The sequence below is a fragment of the Pseudomonas sp. MDV22-iso1 genome (genome assembly GCF_058145095.1).
In genome coordinates this window covers 91,815-108,562 of the sequence record NZ_JBYVMF010000013.1, presented here as the reverse complement: position 1 = coordinate 108,562, position 16,748 = coordinate 91,815, and the positions used below count along the sequence as shown (strand labels likewise).

At 60.3% G+C, this 16,748-nt stretch carries 13 protein-coding genes; 6 read left to right on the top strand and 7 right to left on the bottom strand.

Annotated features, from left to right (window positions below):
- Positions 1–3: 3 nt before the first annotated feature.
- Complete coding sequence (locus AC3ZVB_RS16395) at positions 4–2,127, bottom strand: DUF3141 domain-containing protein (protein WP_490147140.1); 2,124 nt, start codon at positions 2,125–2,127, stop codon at positions 4–6.
- A 254-nt stretch (positions 2,128–2,381) separates the two neighbouring features.
- On the opposite strand from AC3ZVB_RS16395, the gene phaP reads away from it, so the two are divergent.
- A complete protein-coding gene (gene phaP, locus AC3ZVB_RS16390) occupies positions 2,382–2,951 on the top strand; it encodes a TIGR01841 family phasin (protein ID WP_162438066.1) in 570 nt (189 codons plus the stop codon).
- A 34-nt stretch (positions 2,952–2,985) separates the two neighbouring features.
- Here the strand turns inward: phaP and phaR are convergent, their stop codons facing one another.
- The 6 genes from phaR to AC3ZVB_RS16360 all read right to left on the bottom strand — a co-directional run bounded on the left by phaR (position 2,986) and on the right by AC3ZVB_RS16360 (position 10,840).
- Positions 2,986–3,507 carry a polyhydroxyalkanoate synthesis repressor PhaR gene (gene phaR, locus AC3ZVB_RS16385; RefSeq protein ID WP_162438065.1) on the bottom strand — a complete coding sequence of 174 codons (522 nt, stop codon included), beginning with the start codon at positions 3,505–3,507 and terminating at the stop codon, positions 2,986–2,988.
- 357 nt (positions 3,508–3,864) lie between these two features.
- Positions 3,865–5,133 (bottom strand): OprD family porin, encoded by a 1,269-nt coding sequence (locus tag AC3ZVB_RS16380; protein ID WP_194693190.1) that lies wholly within the window; start codon positions 5,131–5,133, stop codon positions 3,865–3,867.
- Between the two features lie 129 nt (positions 5,134–5,262).
- Positions 5,263–7,035: an acyl-CoA dehydrogenase C-terminal domain-containing protein gene (locus AC3ZVB_RS16375; RefSeq protein ID WP_490147139.1), complete on the bottom strand. Its 1,773-nt coding sequence runs from the start codon at positions 7,033–7,035 to the stop codon at positions 5,263–5,265.
- Positions 7,036–7,104: 69 nt separating this feature from the next.
- On the bottom strand, positions 7,105–8,775 hold the full coding sequence (locus tag AC3ZVB_RS16370; protein WP_490147138.1) for a cation acetate symporter: 1,671 nt from the start codon (positions 8,773–8,775) through the stop codon (positions 7,105–7,107).
- Positions 8,775–9,101, bottom strand: a complete 327-nt coding sequence (locus AC3ZVB_RS16365) for a DUF485 domain-containing protein (protein ID WP_194693187.1) — start codon at positions 9,099–9,101, stop codon at positions 8,775–8,777. The genes AC3ZVB_RS16370 and AC3ZVB_RS16365 overlap by 1 nt, the downstream gene beginning before the upstream one ends.
- 116 nt (positions 9,102–9,217) lie before the next feature.
- Positions 9,218–10,840: an acyl-CoA synthetase gene (locus AC3ZVB_RS16360; protein WP_162438060.1), complete on the bottom strand. Its 1,623-nt coding sequence runs from the start codon at positions 10,838–10,840 to the stop codon at positions 9,218–9,220.
- 219 nt (positions 10,841–11,059) lie between these two features.
- Between AC3ZVB_RS16360 and AC3ZVB_RS16355 the strand changes: the two genes are divergently transcribed.
- From AC3ZVB_RS16355 to AC3ZVB_RS16335, 5 genes are all read left to right on the top strand, one after another.
- The gene (locus tag AC3ZVB_RS16355; protein WP_162438059.1) at positions 11,060–13,336 is read left to right on the top strand and encodes a PAS domain-containing sensor histidine kinase; all 2,277 of its coding nucleotides are present in this window, start codon (positions 11,060–11,062) and stop codon (positions 13,334–13,336) included.
- A gap of 4 nt (positions 13,337–13,340) precedes the next feature.
- Positions 13,341–13,976: a response regulator transcription factor gene (locus AC3ZVB_RS16350; RefSeq protein ID WP_162438058.1), complete on the top strand. Its 636-nt coding sequence runs from the start codon at positions 13,341–13,343 to the stop codon at positions 13,974–13,976.
- Between the two features lie 79 nt (positions 13,977–14,055).
- On the top strand, positions 14,056–15,144 hold the full coding sequence (locus AC3ZVB_RS16345) for an AI-2E family transporter (protein WP_490147137.1): 1,089 nt from the start codon (positions 14,056–14,058) through the stop codon (positions 15,142–15,144).
- 117 nt (positions 15,145–15,261) lie between these two features.
- Entirely contained in the window at positions 15,262–15,948 is a 687-nt protein-coding gene (locus AC3ZVB_RS16340) for a glycosyltransferase family 2 protein (RefSeq protein ID WP_490147136.1), read from the top strand.
- A gap of 154 nt (positions 15,949–16,102) precedes the next feature.
- Positions 16,103–16,729 carry a dTMP kinase gene (locus AC3ZVB_RS16335; RefSeq protein ID WP_490147135.1) on the top strand — a complete coding sequence of 209 codons (627 nt, stop codon included), beginning with the start codon at positions 16,103–16,105 and terminating at the stop codon, positions 16,727–16,729.
- The last annotated feature ends 19 nt before the right edge of the window (positions 16,730–16,748 follow it).

The following is a 16,748-nucleotide window of genomic DNA, read 5'->3' as shown; positions in this document are numbered from 1 at the left end:
GGGTTATTTCGTGTGCGGTTTTTTCGGTCCTTTTCCACCCCTGTTCGGTTTGCGTGGCGGGCTGACTACTGCGACGACAGCGGCCTGGCTTGAAACGGGGAGTTCTGGTTGGATCGGCTCCGGCACTACCGGGGCGATGTCCGGCACAGGGACATCAGGCTCGACTATGGGTTGAATCGGGCTTTCCTCCGGCAATACCACCGGGACCAACGCATCTAACGGGCCACACGGCGGCAGCACATTTTGCAGGCGTTCAATCACAAGCGCGTCGTGCTGCTCGGCAGGCGCTTGCAGGTTTTGCTTGGGCGCAGGGCCGCTGAAGCTATTCAACACGCCATACACTCCGTAGAAACACAGCTCCTGGGTGGCGTCGCGCAGGTCTCGATAACCGTTCAAGGCATCCTGGACCTGGCTGGAGAACAATCCTTGCCACGCCAGCAACGGGTTGTCCTGGCTGACGGGGTGGCGATCATGGCTGACCCGGGCGGCGCCTGCGTTCAGCCACCACTGCGCCGGGTTCAAACTGCTCCACAGCAGTTGTTGCTGATGGAAAGGGTGCGATCTGCGGATGATTTCGGCAGTCGGTTCGTTGATCCACTGGCGTAACCATGGACGGACAAAACCGTCGTAAAGACTGTTATTGACGGCCGATGCACGTTCGACCAGCGCGAACTCGCCATCGTCATCACGAGCGGGTTGCTCTTCGCCATGAATATCGGCGATTCGGCGAGGCTCGAAACGCACGGCATAGGGCGTTTCCGGGTCTTCCGGTTGGTCCTCGATGAGCATTTCATACAGCCCGGCCGGCAACGCATTGATCGTGTCGACCGCGCCCAGCAGTTCACGGTGTTCGCGGCGAGCGACTTCGCCGGACACAAAGATGCCCAGATGCCCGATGCTCGCGTGGCGCAGGTAAACGATGGTGCGTCCGCTGGTTTGCAGCGCCAGGTCGCTGGGGTAAACGTCGCTGATCCAGTCCAGTGCCTGTTGCGGCGGGGTGATGTTGTCGCCGTAGGAGCAAAACACCACCACCGGTACTTCGATACGTTTGAGGTCCAGGCCATTGCTCTTGCGTCCGAGGCCGCCGGACAACTGATTGCCGATGAACAGGTCGTCGACGATCATTTCGATTTCTTCGCCATTGAGCAGCGTCGGGCTGCCCCACCAGCGTTCAAAATCCAGAAACCGCGGGGCCTCGCTGTCGACTTCGCTGAACAAGTGGTAGTACTTGCCCCACCAGCTATTGGCCGGGTCCAGGCTTTCGAAATTGCTCACCAGCCAGGTGCCGTCAAAGCGGTCATTGCCCAGATCGCTGCCCAACCGCGCCATCCAGCCGCCACCCAGCAAACCGCCGGTGTAACGCATGGGGTTGCGGCCGTTGGTTCCGGCCCAGTAGGACAGGGGGGCGCCATTGACGATGATCAGCCCGGGCAACTCCGGCCTGGACGCGGCCAGCCCCATCAACGCCCAGCCTGCCTGGCAGTTGCCGATCACAACCGGTTTCGCGCTGTCGGGATGCCGGGCGCTGACGACTTCGATGAAATGCGCCTGCGCCTGGACAATGTCGGCGAGGGTTTGCCCTGGACTTGGCGCGTGACTGAACGAGATGAAGTAGGTGGGGTGCCCGGCCCGCAGACTTTCACCAATAACCGAATCCTGTTTGAACCCGCCGATGCCCGAGCCATGGCCGCCCCGTGGATCGATGATGATGACTGGCTGTTTTTTACTGTCGATCACTTGCCCGGATCCCTCAAGAATCCTTAACAGCGAGTAATTGACCGGGCGTGGCAAGTCTTCGCCGTTGACCAGGGTTTCATGATCGAATTTAAGCAGCAGGGGATACCCGGCGCGCTCGTGAGCGAGTGTGTTGTCACCCCGTTGGCGCAAGGTGTCCATGAACAACACGCTGCGCTCGCCGAGGTCGGTCAGGTATTCCTGCCAGTCGGCCGCCGTGGGTTGCCTGAGTTGTTGCAGGCGCGAGGGCGCGAAGGTTTCGCCCTGGCGCTTGTGCGCGGCGTCAAGGACGTTGCGGGTGTTGAGACGTTGCAGATGGTTGAGGTGTTCGAACACACCGGACGCTGTGCGATGCGCATCATCGTGCACCGCAATATTTTCTTCCTGACCCATCGTGATCTCCTGACGACCTGCATGGAAAGCATTCCGCCCTGACGCTGTAGATAAGCCGGTAGGGGCGAAACGCTCGATTTTCAGGAGTCTAGCGCTAATACCTGTCCAGCGGACACGTTTTATTGTGCGCTGCACAAAATACTCATTGCCAAATTCTTTTGTGCGCTGCAATATCAAATCCAGCGCGATGACTGGCCGGATCGCTATCGCGTCCTCAGGCCCCTTCAGGCCTTCCAGTACCAGGAGATTCAAGCATGTCTTTTTTCAATTCGGAAAAACTGCAAACCGCTCAGAAAGCCAACCTCGATCTTTTGCAGCAAATCAGCGGCAAAGTCTTCGCCAGCGTCGAACAGCTCAGCCAGTTGCAGTTCAAGGCACTGCGCGATTCCACCGAGGAGCACTTTGAGGGTGTTCGCAAGTTACTGGCCGTGCGTGACCCACAAGGTTTCGCCGAGCTTCAGGCTTCTTTCACCCAGCCGAGCAAGCAGACCGAACGTCTGGCCGAGTTCAATCGTCAGGTTCAAGCGCTGATCGTGGGCACGCAGTCGGACATCGCGACACTGGCGTCAAGTCAGGTCGAAGCCGGTACCCAGCAGGTTCACGAGTTTGTTGAAACGATCAGCAAGAATGCACCGGCCGGCTCCGAGCCCGTCGTGGCCGCATTCAAATCGGGCCTGGCCAATGCCGGTACCGTCTTTGAAAGCGCACAAAAAGCCGTGAAACAGGCGTCCGATGTGGCTCAGAGCGGTTTCGACGCAGCGACTGGCGCGGCCGAAAAAGCGGCGCCGGAGCCAAGCGCCAAGGCCTCCAGCGGTAACAAGTAAGTCAAATCAGGCCAGCGGCACCGATGGCGACGGGTTATTCCCCGTCGCCATTTTTTTTCGTCCCGTTATCGGCGCCTGGCTTGCCGCCAAACATGCCAAACATGTTCTGGGTATTGAGGTACAACGCCTTGGATTGGTCGACATACTGGCGCATCAAGTCCTGCATCACAGGCGCTTGCTGGTGCATGAACGTGCTCCAGGCCTCGGACGATTGCGCGCCGGTCTGGGACTGAATGTCGATGACGGTCTGGATGCTCTTGTCCAGGTAGCTGCCGAGAACGCCCTGATAAGGACCGTAGAACTGGATGATCCCCATCAGCATTTCGCTGGTGAAGATCGGCTCTCCGCCACTTTCAGCTTCCAGAATTACCTGCAGCAAGATGCTGCGCGTCAGGTCCTCGCCGCTCTTGGCATCGACCACCTGAAACGCAACTTTATCGACGACCAATTGACGTATGTCCGCCAGCGTCAGGTGACTGCTGGTGTGGGTGTCGTACAGCCGGCGATTGGGGTATTTCTTGATCAGGCGGGGGGTGTTCCGACTGTTATCTGTCATGCGGGGCGTCCCGTGGCGAGCCTGGTTTGCAGGGCATCTTATCCTACTATCGCCATTGCCGCGGGATGGAGTCGGGAGGTGTGTTGCCGGTTGGGGACGGCATCCGGCTCTGTAGGAGCAAAGCTTGGTCTGGGCGGCATTCCGACGAAAGCGGTGGGTCATTCAAGATTGATGTCGACAGGTATGACGCCATCGCGAGCAGGCTCACTCCTACAGGGGATCTGTGTTGGATGCTGATGCCGTGTTCACCGCTGAACAAAGGTGGGAGTGAGCCTGCTCGCGATGACGGTGTGTCAGGCAACGATGATCTATCGCGAGCAAGCTTTGCTCCTACAGCGTCAGATGCAACCGGGGTGCTTACCAGATCGGCAAGGTATAGCTGACGATGAACCGGTTCTCATCCAGATCACTGCCAAAGTGGGTCGAACGCACTGTCGCGTTACGCCATTTCACCCCGACATTTTTCAACGGTCCGCTCTGCACAACATAACCAATGTCCGTATCACGTTCCCATTCCTTGCCTTCAGGACGGTTGTTGCCCAGGTCGATGTTCGAGCCGCTGAGGTAGCGGGTCATGAACGTCAGGCCCGGTACGCCCATGGCCGCGAAGTTGTAGTCGTAGCGAGCCTGCCACGATTGTTCGTCCTTGCTGGCGAAGTCGCCGATCTGCACGAAGTTCACCAAAAACGCGTCGGTGCCATTGATGTAAGCAAAACCGGTGTCGCCGCTCATGCCCTGATAACCCAGGCCGAAGGCATTGCCGCCGAGGCTGTAGGTGAACATGGCGCCCAGGGCCTTGTTGTCGACGTTGCTGCCGCCCTCATCCGTGGAGCGGGCGAAGCGCAGATCGCTCTTGAACGATTGCCCGGTGGTGATCGGCAAAACGTGAGTCAGGTTGACCATGTGCTGGCTGTAGAAATTATCCAGATGACCGTAGGCGTAGCCAGTGGCGAGGTTGGGTGTCCATTTGTAGTTGAGGCTGGCGAAATCGAAGCTGTCGCTGGCCAGGTGACGGCTGATGATGCCCTTGGCACCGGTTCGGGTGATGCCCATGTCCTCATAGTTCGAGGAGTCGCGCTGATTGACCTGGGTCAGGCGACCGGCGTCCGCGGTGAGGCCTTCGATGTCCAGCGACGTCAACTGACCGCCCTCGAAGGTTTGTGGCAACAACCGTGAATCGTTGGCCAGGACCGTCGGTAACTTGGGCAACAGGGTGCCGAGTTTCAGCACGCTTTTCGCCGCTCTAGCTTTCGCGGTCAGGCCCACTTCGCCGTATTCATCCTGAGCCCCTTTGCGGGTGTCGCTGTGGCGCTTGAGCAAGCCGGAACCGGCACGATCAGGGCTGGAATCGAGCTTGACCCCCAGCAGGCCGATGGCATCGAAGCCGACGCCAATGGTGCCTTCGGTAAAGCCCGATTCGAAGCGCATCAGAAAGCCCTGAGCCCATTCCTCTTGTTTGGATTGCGCAGCGTTGTCCTGGCGAAAATCACGATTGAAGTAGAAGTTGCGCAGTTCAACGCTGGCTTTGCTGTCTTTGATGAATTCAGCAGAGGCGGTCGCCGAGAGGCTGATGACGCCGCCGGCCAGAAGCAGTCGGCTGGCGATCTTGCGGGTGTGACGGTCCATGGTGAAGCCCCTTTGTTTTTATTATGAAATAACGGGTACTGCAGCCCTCGCCGGACGGGCGAGGGCTTCTCGATAAAAAACGCGAACGCCCAAAATGAGAGGAGCAAGGCGCCGCGTGCGGTTCAATCGTTAGAACTGTTCAGCGCTCAGGCCGTACAGGGGGGCGCTGCCGGCGCGAATGGATTGCTCCAGGCTCAAGATGCGTGGCAGCAGGCGATGGATGTAGAAGTCGGCGGTGGCGATCTTCGCACCGTAAAAAACTTCGTCGGTGCTGCGGTTTTCCCCCGCGACATGCGCCATGCGCGCCCATAGCCAGGCGTAGGCGACGTAGCCGAACAGGTGCAGGTACTCAACCGATGCGGCGCCGATTTCGTTGCGGTTGGTTGCGGATCGGTCTTGCACCCAGTCACTGAGGTTTTCCAGGCGTTGCACTGCGTCGAGCAATTGCGACGCATAAGGGGCGTCCGGCAAGTCGGCGAAACGGCGGATCTCGGCAGTGAACTGGCGCAGCGCGACGCCCTGGTTGCCCACCACTTTGCGCCCCAGCAGGTCCAGGGCCTGAATTCCGTTGGTGCCTTCGTAAATTTGCGCAATGCGCACGTCACGCACCAGTTGCTCCTGACCCCATTCACGGATATAGCCATGGCCGCCGAAGACTTGCTGGCCGTTGATGCAGCTTTCCAGCCCGGTGTCGGTGAAAAAGGCCTTGGCCACAGGCGTCAGCAGCGCGACCAGGTTCTGCGCGTTGTCGCGCTCGAGGGCGTCATCGGAAAATTTTGCCAGGTCCAGTTGTTGCCCGACATAACTGGCAAAGGCGCGGCCACCTTCGGTCATCGCTTTCATACCGAGCAGCATGCGTCGCACATCGGGGTGGACGATGATCGGGTCGGCCAGTTTTTCCGGAGCCATGGCACCGGTCGGTGCGCGGCTCTGCACCCGTTCACGGGCATACGCCACGGCGCTCTGGTAAGACGCTTGCGCGCAACCGATGCCTTGAATGCCGATGGACAGGCGTTCGTAGTTCATCATCGTGAACATCGCCGCCAGGCCCTTGTTGGCTTCCCCGACCAGCCAGCCGCTGGCACCGTCGAAATTGATCACGCAGGTGGCCGAGGCCTTGATGCCCATCTTGTGTTCGATCGAGCCGCAGCTGACAGCGTTGGCTTCACCCAGGGAGCCGTCTGCATTGACCCGCACTTTGGGCACCACAAACAGCGAGATGCCTTTCGGTCCCGCTGGCGCATCCGGCAGTTTGGCCAGTACCAGATGAACAATGTTTTCAGTCAGGTCCTGATCGCCGCCGGTGATGAAAATCTTGCTGCCGGTGATGAGGAAGCTGCCGTCGGCCTGGGGCTCGGCGCGGGTGCGGATGAGCCCCAGGTCGGTGCCGGCGTGGGCTTCGGTCAAACACATGGAACCGGCCCAGCGGCCTTCATACATGGGTGGCAGGTAAAGTTTTTTCAGGGTGTCGCTGGCGTGTGCGTCCAGCGCCAGGCAGGCGCCGGAGCTGAGGGCCGAATACAGCGCGAAACTGGAGTTGGCGCCGTAGAGCATTTCTTCAAACTGCACGGCAAGCATCTTCGGCATGCCCATGCCGCCGAAATCGGTGTTGCCCGACAGGCCCACCCAGCCGCCTTCGATGTAGGTGGCGTAAGCCTGTTTGAAGCCAATCGGCGTGCTGACGTTGCCGTCGAGCCACTGGGCGCCTTCTTCGTCGCCGCTGCGATTCAACGGCGCGATGAGGTGTGAGGTGACCTTGGCGGCCTCTTCGAGTATCGCGTCAGCCGTGGCAGCATCGACCGTGTCGGCCAGGGCTGGCAGGCGCGCCCACAGGGCCGGGGCGTCAAACACTTCATGCAGCACAAAGCGCATGTCGCGCAGCGGGGCGTTGAATTCGGGCATAGCGTGAACCTCGTCAGGACGGTTTGTGCGAAGGGCACGACGCCGCGAGCGCGGGTCGTGCCGGATCGATTAATGGCTGGAAGCGCTGGCGGCACCGAGGCCGGTCTGGGCGCGAACGAACTGATCGGCGTAGGCACCACGTTCCTTGTCGGCGCGAACACTGCTGTCGAGGCGCGAAACCACCACGATCACCAGGAACGCCAAGGGCATGGAGAACAGGGCTGGGTGGTCGTAAGGGAAGATCGCGTGGGCATGACCGAGCACGGTGACCCAAACGGCCGGCGACAGGATCACCAGCACCAGCGCGCAGATCAGTCCGGCAAAACCGCCGATGATTGCGCCTTTGGTGGTCAGGCCTTTCCAGTACATGGCCATGATCAACACCGGGAAGTTGGTCGACGCCGCGATGCCGAAGGTCAGGCCCACGAGGAACGCGACGTTCATCTTCTCGAACAGAATGCCCAGCAGGATTGCGATGATGCCCAGGCCTACGGTGGCCATGCGGGTCACGCGCATTTCCTGTTTCTCGGTGGCTTTGCCTTTCTTGAACACGGTGGCGTAGAGGTCGTGGGAAATCGCCGAGGCGCCGGCCAGGGCCAGCCCGGAGACCACCGCGAGGATGGTGGCGAACGCGACTGCCGAGAGGAAACCGAAGAACAGGTTGCCGCCGACCGCTTTGGCCAGGTGCATGGCAACCATGTTGCCGCCACCCAGCAGCGTACCGCCCACTTCGCCATTGACGTAGTACTGCGGATCGGTGCCGATGATCACCATCGCGGCAAAGCCCAGGGTGCAGACCACGAGGAAAAAGAAGCCGATGAAACCGGTGGCGTAGAACACCGATTTACGCGCTTCCTTGGCGTTAGGCACGGTGAAGAAGCGCATCAGGATGTGCGGCAGGCCGGCGATCCCGAAAACCAGGCCCAGCGACATCGATGCGGTGTTGATCGGGTCGGCGAGCATGGAGCCCGGCCCCATGATGTTCCAGCCACTGGCATGGGCCTGTACGGCTTTGTCAGCCAGGGTTTCATAGCTGAAACCGAACTGCGACATGGCCATGACCGCCAGGGTGGTGCCACCGGCCAGCAGCAACACGGCCTTGATGATCTGCACCCAGGTGGTGGCAATCATGCCGCCGAAGATCACGTAAACAAGCATCAAGGCGCCGACGATCACCACGGCCACCGGGTAATCGAGACCGAACAACAGCTTGATCAATTGACCCGCGCCGACCATCTGCACGATCAGGTAGCAGCACACCACGGTCAGCGAACCGAAGGCGGCGAAGATCCGCACTTTGTTCTGATCGAGACGGTAAGACACGATGTCGGCGAAGGTGTAGCGCCCCAGGTTGCGCAGCCGCTCAGCCATGAGGAAGGTAATGATCGGCCAGCCGACAAAAAAGCCGATGGTGTAGATGAAGCCGTCATATCCCTTGGCGAATACCAGGCTGGACAGCCCCAGCAGCGTAGCGGCAGACATATAGTCGCCGGCAATCGCCAGCCCGTTCTGAAAACCGGTGATGCCACCGCCAGCGGTATAGAAGTCGGACGTGGATTTGGTTTGGCGGGCGGCCCACCAGGTAATCGCCAGTGTGCCGAGGACGAACACAAAGAACATGCCGATCGCATGCAGGTTAAGCGGTTGTTTTTCCGCTGCACCGGTCAACGGAGCGGCCATCACCAGGGTCGCCGGCAACAGGCCGCTGAGGGTGAGCAGGAGTTTACGGAGCAGGTTCATTATTTGCTCTCCTCAAGAATGGCGGCGCCCAAGGCATCGAAGCGGGTGTTGGCGCGGTACACGTACCAGCCCGTCAGCAACCAGGAAAACACGATGATCGCGGCGCCGACCGGCATGCCCAGGGTCAACATCCGATGCTCGCCGAGCGGTGCGTGCAGCCATTGCGGGGCGAACGCCACCACCAGCATGAAGGCGTAATAGGTGCCCAGGACCGCAGCACTCAGCGACCAGGCCAGGCGCGAGCGACTGCTGACCAGTTGAAGGAATTTCGGGTTGGACCGAATACGTTCGCAGCGTTGGGTATCGGTTGAATGGATGTCGATCATGGGTAGCTCCACCTTGTTGTTGTTATCGGTGCGAGGCGCAGGGCCGAATTCGGCCCGCACGAACCCGAAGCGGCAGGAAAACAGCCTGCCGCCTGGCGGGTTTTGCTTCGTTCGGGTTAGAGCGCTTTAGCTCTGTCGCGCAGTACGTACTTCTGGACTTTGCCGGTCGACGTCTTCGGCAGCAGGGTGAAAACCACCGTGCGCGGGACCTTGAATCCGGCCAGGTGTTCGCGACAGAAACTGATGATGTCGGCCTCGCGAACGTTCTGGTGATCGGCCTTCAGCGTGATGAACGCGCAAGGCGTTTCGCCCCATTTTTCGTCCGGTCGCGCCACGACGGCCGCTTCCATGACACCCGGATGGCGATACAGCACGCCTTCGAGTTCGATGGTGGAAATGTTTTCGCCACCGGAAATGATGATGTCCTTGAGCCGGTCCTTGATCTCGACATAACCATCGGGATGACAGACCGCCAGGTCGCCAGTGTGAAACCAGCCACCTTCGAACGCCTCGGCCGTGGCGGTCGGGTTTTTCAGGTAGCCCTTCATCACGGTATTGCCGCGCATGAAGACCTCGCCGATGGTCTGGCCATCCCGCGGTGTCGGTTCAAGCGTTTTCGAATCGCCGACCATCACCCCTTCAAGCGTCGGGTAGCGCACGCCCTGGCGGGATTTGATCTGCGCCCGTTCTTCCAGCGGCAGCTCGTCCCATTCTTCGTGCCAGGCGCACAACGTCACCGGGCCGTAGGTTTCGGTCAGGCCATAGACGTGGGTGACCTTGATGCCCATTTCTTCCACGGCACCGATCACTTTGGCTGGCGGCGCAGCGCCCGCGACCATGGCGTTGACCGGGTGGTCGATGGCCGCCTTGGCCGATTCCGGCATGTTCACCAGTGCGTTGAGCACGATAGGCGCGCCACACAGGTGAGTGACCTGATGTTCGCGAATCAGCGTGAGGATTTTTTGTGGATCGACCCGGCGCAGGAACACATGAACGCCGGCCAGCGCGGTGATGGTCCATGGGTAGCACCAGCCGTTGCAATGGAACATCGGCAGGGTCCAGAGGTACACCGGGTGATTGCCCATGGCCCAGGTCATCTGATTGCCCAGGGCATTCAGGTAGGCGCCGCGATGGTGGTAAACCACGCCTTTTGGATTGCCGGTGGTGCCCGAGGTGTAATTCAGGGAGATGGCTTGCCATTCGTTCGCCGGCCATTTCCAGTCAAACGCCGGGTCGCCTTCGGCCAGCAACGCCTCATAATCCAGTTCGCTGACCGCTTCGCCTTCACCGTACTCGGGGTCGTTGACGTCGATCACCAGTGGCGGGTGGTCGAGCATGCCGATCGCGGCGTGAATCACGCTGTGAAACTCGCGGTCGGTGATCAGCACCTTGGCCTCGCCATGCTGCAGCATGAACGCAATGGCTTCGGCATCCAGGCGGACGTTGAGCGGGTTGAGCACGGCCCCGATCATGGGCACGCCGAAATGCACTTCGAGCATCTCTGGAATGTTCGGCAGCATCACCGCGACCGTGTCGTCTTTACCGATGCCGCGACCGGCCAGCGCCGAGGCGAGGCGTCGGCAACGGGTGTAGGTCTGCGCCCAGGTCCGGCGAATTGAACCGTGGATCACGGCAGGGTAGTGCGGGTAAACGCTGGCGGTACGCTCGATGAAGCTGAGCGGAGACAAGGCAATGTGATTAACAGCCGCAGGGCTGAGCCCTTGTTCATAGATCGACATGTGCGGGTACTCGGTGGCTGATTGTTAGCTCTATAGATGGCTTGGCAGCGTCGCCGCCGACAGCCTCTTTTATGTCCGGTGTGCTTTATATAACATTCAGCCATGGATATGGAAGTACAACCTATAGCGTATAGTATATCTACTATATAGCTCTAAATGAGTGCCATCGTGCCTCCGAGGCCGGTATATCCTTGCACTCCCTGATGAAGCGGACCCGTGATGAGCCTGACTCCCGTTCGATTGCACAGCTGGCTGCGACTGCAGCGCGAGGGCGTGCCCATGGCCGCCCGCGCCGACGCCCTGTGCCGGGCATTGCAGGATTGTCCCGAAGTCCGGCGGGCGGTCTACCTCAGCTGGCAACCCCAGGCGGGTATCTACAGCCACGAAGGTGCCGCCCAGCATTTTCCTCCGGGGCAGGGTGATCCGGCGCTGGCCAGCGACCAACTGTTGTTTGAAGCGTTGGTAGACGCGGGGCGCCTGGACCTGGCGCAGGTGCGTCAACTCGACTGCTGGCTGGCCGGGCGTTTGCGTCGAGCCGCGATCAGCCATGGCCAGGTATTCGACCTGGCGTTGCAGCCGGGGCACGCGGGTCTGTTGCTGGTAGAGGTGTGTGAAGGGGTGAGTTTTGACTGGCTCGGCTGGGTCCGCGATTTGTTGACGACCCTGCTCAGCAGCGTCAACGGCATGCTGCGTGGTTCGCCGCTGTTGGGGCACGATCCGCAACCGGGGTTGCTCCTCGATGCACAGGGCCGTCCGTTGGAATTCAATGCCGCGCTGATGGCGTTGCTGGCTGAAAAACCGTTGACCGATGTGCTGGGTTTTTTACCGGTCAATCACCGGGTACTGGTCCGCGCGTGCCTGGACCAGCAGCGCGCCATTGAAGGTGTCGAAGCCCAATTCGAGGCGCAGATTCTGATCTGGACTTTTATCCCCGATCCCCAGGACAACCGGGTGCTTGCCCGCTGTCGCGACGCCACGACCCAAGTGCTGGCCGAACGTGAAGCGGCTACTGCGCGGCGGCTTTACCGGCTGATTATCGAAAACACCACCGACCTGATTTCCCGGCACACGCCGGACGGCTGCTTTCTGGATGCCTCGCCTGCTTCCTGGACGTTGCTTGGCTATTGGCCCGAAGAACTGCGGGGGAAAATGGCCCAGGGCCTGTTCCATGGTCAGGACCTGGCCAGCCTCATGCAGCGCGCGCGGGATGCACTGGAGCAGGACGGTTACCACACGATGACGTACCGCATTCGTCATCGTGACGGGCATTACCTGTGGTTTGAAACCGCGAGCCGGGCCATTCGCGAAACCTACACCGGCGCCGTGGTGGAGGTGGTCAGCGTCTCGCGGGACATCACGGGCCGGGTCCAGGCCGAAGAGAACAAACGTCGGCTGGCCGAAGTGGTTGAGGCCAATACCGACCCGGTACTGTTCATCGACCCTGAAGGGCACATCACCTACCTCAATCCGGCGGCGCGGCGCATCCTCGGGATCGACGAGCAACAACCGATGCCGACAGTGGCCGAGGTGTTTGCCAGCGCAGACCTGATACGCCTGCAACGCGATGGCTGGAGCGGTGCCGAGCGTCATGGCGTGTGGAGCACGGATGCGCGTTTGCAACCGCGGGGTGGCGGTAGCTCGGTGCCGGTGTCGCTGGTGTTGCTGGCCCATCGATCCGCCGGTGGTGAGCGCTACTATTCCCTGGTAGCGCGGGACATGACCGAACGCGAGTTGCGAGAAACCCAGCAGCGTCGCCACCAGGACGAACTGGCGCATACCGCGCGGCTGGTCACGCTGGGTGAACTGGCCTCGGGCATTGCCCACGAGATCAACCAGCCGCTGGCCGCCGTGGTGAACTATGCCAATGCCAGCCAGCGGTATTTGCAATCCCTGGACTCCAATCCCCAGGCGGGCGAACGCGTGGCCCAGGGCCTTGAGCGCATCACCCATCACGCCACCCATGCGTCCGAAGTCATCCGGCGATTGCGCGGGTTTCTGCGTAAGGGACAGCGGCGCATGCAGGCGCTGGACATTGCCGACGTCGCCCGTGAAGCCGTGCGTTTGTGTGCCTGGGAGGCGAGCAATTGCCAAGTGACAATCGAGGATCGACTGCCGGATAATCTGCCGCCGATTTATGCCGACCGGGTGTTGCTGGAACAGGTCCTGCTCAACGTCGTGCGCAACGCCATTGATGCCAATCGCGAGCAGCATCCCGGCCAGCCGTCATTGATCGTGCTGGCTGCGGGGCAGGGCAGCAGCGCCACCGTGGAAATCAGTGTGCAAGACCAGGGGCCGGGTGTCAGCGAGTCCGAACTGGAGCAGATTTTTACCCCGTTCTATACCAGCAAGCCTGATGGCCTCGGTCTGGGACTGTCCATGAGCCGCAGCATCATCGAAGGCTTCGGGGGCGCGCTGCAGGCGCAGCGCCAACCTGGTGGTTTGCTGATGATGTGCCGTTTGCCGCTTGCCGGCCCAACAAAACAACAACAGGAATAATGCAATGGCAGGTGCGACGGAGCACGTGGTGTATGTGGTCGACGATGACCAGGGCATGCTCGATTCAACGGTCTGGCTCCTGGAGTCCGTCGGTCTCAAGGCACTGGCGTTTACCAGTGGCGTCGAGTTTCTCGATGCCTGCGATGCCAGTCTTGATGCCTGCGTATTGCTCGATGTGCGCATGCCCGGCATGGGCGGCCTGAACGTGCAGGAAGAAATGCGCCTGCGCGCGCTGGACCTGCCGATCATCTTTGTCAGCGGGCATGCCGACGTGCCGATCGTGGTCCGCGCTTTCAAGGCCGGCGCCCATGACTTCATCGAAAAACCCTACAACGAACAGTTGCTGCTGGACAGTGTGCAACAGGCGCTCAGCAACTGCGCAGCCAAGCGCTCGGGCAGTCCCGGTCATGACGCCCTGCAAGCCCGCTTGTTGACGTTGACCCCCCGGGAGCGCGATGTGCTGTTGCCGCTGGTGCAGGGTTACACCACTCGTGAAATTGCCGAGCAACTGGGCGTGAGCGCCAAAACCGTCGATCTCTATCGCTCACGGGTGATGAAACGCATGCAGGCCACGACCTTGCCGGACCTGGTGGGCATGGCCATCGCCGCCGAGCTGATTGATCCGCTGAAATTGCGCTGACACCTCGCTTTTTCAAACCAACGTCTATGCTGGGCTAACCGCTTCACAGAGCGTCGTCCTGACCAGCATGGAGGTTTCTATGGTGCCCTCACCGATAAATGAAAAGGCGTTCTCCCGTACCCTGCTTGATGTGCTGATTCGTGCAGGGCTGATCACGGTTCTGGTGCTGTTCTGCTTCGAGATCTTCAGCCCGTTCCGCGACCTGATGCTGTGGTCGCTGATCCTGGCGATCACGCTTTATCCGCTGCAAACCTGGCTGATGGGACGACGAGGGAAAAAGCCCGGATTTGTGGCGACGCTGATCGTTCTGATCGCCATTCTGATTTTGTTGGTGCCGATTTACCTGATGGGGACTTCGATTGCCGACTCGGTCGAGCACGCTATGGTGATCGTCAAGGAGGGCGGTTTCCATGTGCCGCCACCCGCGCCATCAGTGGCCGACTGGCCGTTAGTCGGCAAGCCGCTCTCTGACCTGTGGTTGCAGGCGTCGACCAATCTGCCCGACCTGACCGCCAAATACATTCCGCAAATCAAGCACGTCTCCCTGGGCCTGCTGAGCAAGCTTGCGGGTGTCGGCATGGGTTTTCTGATGTTCATCGTTGCGTTGATCATCGCGGGCATCTTCATGGCCTACGGTGAAAGCGGCAGCCGCAGTGCGGTGCAGATCGCTTCGCGCCTGAGCGGTCCGGTCAAGGGCCCGAAAATCGCCGAACTGTGCACCGCAACCATTCGCGCGGTCGCACTCGGGGTGGTCGGCATCGCCTTTATCCAGATGCTGCTGGTCGGCCTCGGCTTCGTGTTCAAAGGTGTCCCCGGTGCTGGCCTGCTCGCATTGGCCGTGTTGCTGCTCGGCATCATGCAATTACCGGTGAGCTTGATCACGATCCCTGTGATTGCTTTCGTCATTGCCACTGAAGGCGCCACCACCGGGACTATTACCTTCTCCATTTACGTGTTCGTTGCAGGCCTCGTCGATAACGTGCTCAAACCCTTGCTGTTGGGGCGCGGTGTTGATGTACCGATGCCGGTGATACTGATTGGCGCGTTGGGCGGCATGGTCACCAGCGGGATTATCGGGCTGTTCATCGGGCCGGTGGTGTTGGCGGTGGGGTACCAGCTGTTCTGGCAGTGGGTGCAGGATCGTCCGGAGGACGCAGGCACGATTTAACCGTAGCCAGGCGCGTCTGCCAGGAATGGCAGCGCGCCTCACATTCTTTAAACCTTCTGATAAAGCACAGTGTCGATTACTGGAGACCACACACTTTGCCGGAAAGAGGGACCGTCAATGATCGGCGTTGTGATACCAGCCCATAATGAAGAAAAACACATCACCGCCTGCCTCTCGTCCATCCTGACTGCCGCCAGGCATCCGGGACTTTTGGGGCGGGAGGTCAGGGTGGTGGTCGTTCTGGACGACTGCTCGGACGACACGGCCAGCCTGATCTGTGGAATGGACGTCAGCACGGTCAACGTCTCTTTTCAGAACGTCGGCAAAGCCCGGGCGACCGGGGCCGAAGAGCTGCTCCGCGCTGGCGCGCAATGGCTGGCGTTTACCGATGCCGACACCGTGGTGCCACCCGACTGGATCGCCCGGCAACTCGACTTCATGGCTGACGCCGTGTGCGGCACGGTGGAAGTGGACAGTTGGGCCGAGCATGGGGAGACCGTTCGCTCGCATTACATGGAGTGCTATCAGTTCGTCGACAACCACCGGCACATCCACGGTGCCAATCTGGGCCTGAGCGCCACCGCGTATCGCGAGGCCGGAGGTTTCCAGCATCTGGCGGCCCATGAAGACGTTCATCTGGTGGCGGATCTTGAAAAAATCAGCGCGAGTATTGTGTGGACAGCGACCAACCCGGTGGTGACCAGTGCACGCAAGGATTTCAAATGTCGCGGGGGATTTGGCGAGTACCTGGCTTCGCTGAGTGTTCAGATGGGGTCGGCTAATGTACTGTCCCCGCCACTTTGAAACTTTGCTCAAGCGCAGTGCAGCGGAAAATAGCGCTCTCCGTTGGGCTTCGGTTTTCTCCGTACACCTAAGTTAGTTGATGTCGTTAAGGAAGCAAGATGCAATCGCACGATTCAAACGTTGGAAAAACCCTCCTTCAACCGTTATTTGACGCATGAATCGTTCGCTGTTTGTTTCCCTCGATGGGCCCAAGGGCACCGGCAAAACCACACTGCTGGAAGCCGTGACGAAAGCGCTGAGGGCAGACAACAAAAAGGTGATTCGGCTGTGCGAGAAAAAGAGCGATCCCTACCGGGGTGAAACCATGGGCCTCGTTAACAGGCTCGTCAGACATCCCGGTCGGGATCTGGAGTGGGCGGTTTGTGAGCGCTTCGCTGAAAGCCGTGCCTGGATTTCCCACCACGTGCTGCCTGAACAGCCAGCTGACAGCATCATCCTGATCGATCGCTGGTACCCGTCTGACGCCGCGTTTCGCCGGCTCGTCCCATTTGCAGACATTCTGCAGTTGAACCTTGATCGACACGTGCAAGTGCCCGACCTGCATGTCGGCGTGGTCACTGACCCCGAAATTTCATGGGCGAGGGCCGCGGCACGAACCCGTGGATTGGGCAGTACGGTGATCCATAACCTGCAAGAGCAGGTCGCTTGTACCCAGGCGTTCGAGCGAGCGGTTGCGGATCAGGGTTGGGTGTTATGTCGCAATGAAGGAACGATCGAAGAGGCAACGGCGCAGGTGGTTTCCGAGATTCATGACGTACTTCGGGCTTTGCAGCCCATGTAGCCGCTGGCGCCTGTGGCGC

What these genes read in the sequence shown, in the direction of transcription:
- AC3ZVB_RS16380 (WP_194693190.1), bottom strand. Translation starts at nt 5,133, where the DNA reads ATGGACCGTCACACCCGCAAGATCGCCAGCCGACTGCTTCTGGCCGGC.
- AC3ZVB_RS16370 (WP_490147138.1), bottom strand. Translation starts at nt 8,775, where the DNA reads ATGAACCTGCTCCGTAAACTCCTGCTCACCCTCAGCGGCCTGTTGCCG.
- phaP (WP_162438066.1), top strand. Translation starts at nt 2,382, where the DNA reads ATGTCTTTTTTCAATTCGGAAAAACTGCAAACCGCTCAGAAAGCCAAC.
- phaR (WP_162438065.1), bottom strand. Translation starts at nt 3,507, where the DNA reads ATGACAGATAACAGTCGGAACACCCCCCGCCTGATCAAGAAATACCCC.
- AC3ZVB_RS16335 (WP_490147135.1), top strand. Translation starts at nt 16,103, where the DNA reads ATGAATCGTTCGCTGTTTGTTTCCCTCGATGGGCCCAAGGGCACCGGC.
- AC3ZVB_RS16375 (WP_490147139.1), bottom strand. Translation starts at nt 7,035, where the DNA reads ATGCCCGAATTCAACGCCCCGCTGCGCGACATGCGCTTTGTGCTGCAT.
- AC3ZVB_RS16395 (WP_490147140.1), bottom strand. Translation starts at nt 2,127, where the DNA reads ATGGGTCAGGAAGAAAATATTGCGGTGCACGATGATGCGCATCGCACA.
- AC3ZVB_RS16345 (WP_490147137.1), top strand. Translation starts at nt 14,056, where the DNA reads ATGGTGCCCTCACCGATAAATGAAAAGGCGTTCTCCCGTACCCTGCTT.
- AC3ZVB_RS16350 (WP_162438058.1), top strand. Translation starts at nt 13,341, where the DNA reads ATGGCAGGTGCGACGGAGCACGTGGTGTATGTGGTCGACGATGACCAG.
- AC3ZVB_RS16360 (WP_162438060.1), bottom strand. Translation starts at nt 10,840, where the DNA reads ATGTCGATCTATGAACAAGGGCTCAGCCCTGCGGCTGTTAATCACATT.
- AC3ZVB_RS16365 (WP_194693187.1), bottom strand. Translation starts at nt 9,101, where the DNA reads ATGATCGACATCCATTCAACCGATACCCAACGCTGCGAACGTATTCGG.
- AC3ZVB_RS16340 (WP_490147136.1), top strand. Translation starts at nt 15,262, where the DNA reads ATGATCGGCGTTGTGATACCAGCCCATAATGAAGAAAAACACATCACC.
- AC3ZVB_RS16355 (WP_162438059.1), top strand. Translation starts at nt 11,060, where the DNA reads ATGAGCCTGACTCCCGTTCGATTGCACAGCTGGCTGCGACTGCAGCGC.